The organism is Komagataeibacter kakiaceti JCM 25156 (genome assembly GCF_000613305.1).
Map to the genome: position 1 here is coordinate 1 of NZ_BAIO01000430.1, position 2041 is coordinate 2041.

General features: G+C 66.8%; 3 protein-coding genes and 2 pseudogenes. 3 read left to right on the forward strand and 2 right to left on the reverse strand.

Annotated elements, in window-relative coordinates:
* Positions 1-179 (reverse strand): ATP-binding cassette domain-containing protein (locus JCM25156_RS24925; RefSeq protein WP_034960133.1); only part of this gene is annotated, 179 nt, incomplete at its 3' end.
* Positions 180-200: 21 nt separating this feature from the next.
* Positions 201-598 (reverse strand): annotated as a pseudogene (locus JCM25156_RS32690) (hypothetical protein).
* A gap of 133 nt (positions 599-731) precedes the next feature.
* Here JCM25156_RS32690 and JCM25156_RS14840 point away from each other — a divergent pair.
* From JCM25156_RS14840 to JCM25156_RS32190, 3 genes and pseudogenes are all read left to right on the forward strand, one after another.
* Complete coding sequence (locus JCM25156_RS14840) at positions 732-1325, forward strand: chemotaxis protein CheW (RefSeq protein ID WP_025813688.1); 594 nt, start codon at positions 732-734, stop codon at positions 1323-1325.
* Positions 1326-1447: 122 nt separating this feature from the next.
* A pseudogene (locus JCM25156_RS32185) lies at positions 1448-1780 on the forward strand (CheR family methyltransferase); the annotation flags it as partial.
* Between the two features lie 137 nt (positions 1781-1917).
* The coding region (locus tag JCM25156_RS32190; RefSeq protein ID WP_277909472.1) for a CheR family methyltransferase at positions 1918-2041 on the forward strand (124 nt) is incomplete at its 3' end.

Genomic DNA, 2041 nt, shown 5'->3' on the forward strand with positions numbered 1-2041 from the left:
CCGGCGCTGGCCTGCGCCTCCAGCGAGAGGATGGACAGCAGCGAGGACTTGCCCGCGCCCGATGGCCCCAGCAGCCAGCGGAATTCGCCCTGCGGCACGTCAAGGCTGACATGCGATAGCGCGGCCTGCCCCGTGCGGCTGTCGCCATAGGCGTAACTGACATCATGCAGGCGGAACATGCGGCTGGGTCCGTCCCGTCCCTACATGGTGCGCGCGGCGATGGTGGACAGCGTGGCGCACAGCGCGGCCGCCGCCATGAGCGCAAGCCCGTCAAACACGAGCGCCGAGGGCGTGACAGATGCGTGCCCACTTCCAGATGGTCGGGGATGGAATGGGCCACCCGCGCGATCATGTCGCGCGTCTGCGGGTCGCTTCCGGCGGCGTTGGTCGCGATGCCCATGATATGCGGCAGCAGGCTCCACCCGATGCCAAGGATCAGGACAAGCGGGGCGACAAGTTCGGAGACCTGCTGGACCAGATAGAACAGGAAGTAGAAAATCGACCACACCGTTACCCGCAGGATGCGCGCCACGTTAACGCCACGGCCCGACCGCACGGGCGCGCGTTCCGTTGAGGGGTTGGAAATGGGACTGTCCATCGAAACAAGACTCCGGCCACGGGGCAGCTTCCCCGAATTGAAGGAAACGCATTCCTGCCCGAGGTAGCGATGGCTTGTATTAAATGCAAACTTCTGCCTTGTGCATATGGGAAACAGCAGGTTGCGCAACCGTATGGATCACGCCACGGCACATCAGGGCGGCACGCCCGGGCCATGCCGCGCGGAAATCGCGCCCGTCATGGTCTTTCGCGTGGGGGAACGGCTTTATGGCCTGCCCGCGGGGCAGGTCGTGCGCGAGTGCATGCCGGTGCCCGAACTTCTGCCGCTGGCGGTGGCCCTGCCGCATGTGTCGGGCTGGTTCAGGCTGGGGGCGGCGCGGGTGGTGGTGCTTGATCTGGGTGTGCTGCTGGGCGAACGCGCGCGCGCCGTCAGCCAGCCGCTGGATCTGCTCTACCGCCCGCTGCTTTTATGCAATCTGGAGGGGGGCGGCCATGTGGCGCTGCTGGTTGATGGTGCGCGAGAGGTGACGCGCGCGGGCGTATTGCTGCCGGGCGCTGTTGACGGCGCGGGGCCGGAGGTGGAGTGTGCGGGGCAGGAACTGGAACTGAAGGATGGCGGCATTGCCTGCATGTTGCGCATGGCCGACATCCTGACACGGGGCGAGCGCATGCGGCTTGACGATCTCATGGCGCGCACGCAGGCCCGCGCCGCGCTGTGGGCGGGGACCGAAGGCGCGGACGAGGGCGAGGGAGAGGACCATCCATGACCGGACCGGCCGCCTTTCCGCCTGCCGGTTTCCGGCGGCTGGTCAATGCCGTGACCCTGCGTACGGGGCTGCATTATTACGTGGACAAGACCGACCTGCTGGAACAGGTGGTGGGCGCGCGCATGCGGCTGCATGGCTGCCTTACCTGCCACGACTATCTGGCGCTGCTCTCCGATGAGACGCGGGGCGACGCGGAATGGCGCGAACTGGAATCGGCCATCACCATCGGGGAGACCTTCTTCTTCCGCTATGCCGAGCAGTTCCAGGCGCTGGAACACACCATCCTGCCGCAACTGATCCGCCGCGCGGCCACGACGCGGCACCTGCGCATATGGAGTGTCGGTTGTTCCAACGGGGCCGAACCCTATTCGCTGGCCATCCTGCTCACGCGCCTGCTGGAGGAGGCGGACATGGTGGTGGCGGACTGGCACATAGAAATTCTGGGCACCGACATCAGCAACCGCGCCCTTGAACAGGCCCAGCGGGCGGAATTCAGCGCCTGGACCCTGCGTGACCATCCCCCCCGCCCGGCGGCAGCTGGTTCGTTCCGGTCGGCGCGCGCGCATGGCGGCTGCATGACCGCTACCGCCGCATGGTCCGGTTCAGCTACAGCAACATCCTTGACCTGCTGCGCCCCGATGGCGGCCCCGCCGGTCCGTTCGACCTGATCCTGTGCCGCAACGTGCTGATCTATTTCGCGCAGGCGCAGGCGGTGG

Coding starts and splice junctions, on each gene's coding strand:
- JCM25156_RS14840 (WP_025813688.1), top strand. CDS start 732: ATGGATCACGCCACGGCACATCAGGGCGGCACGCCCGGGCCATGCCGC.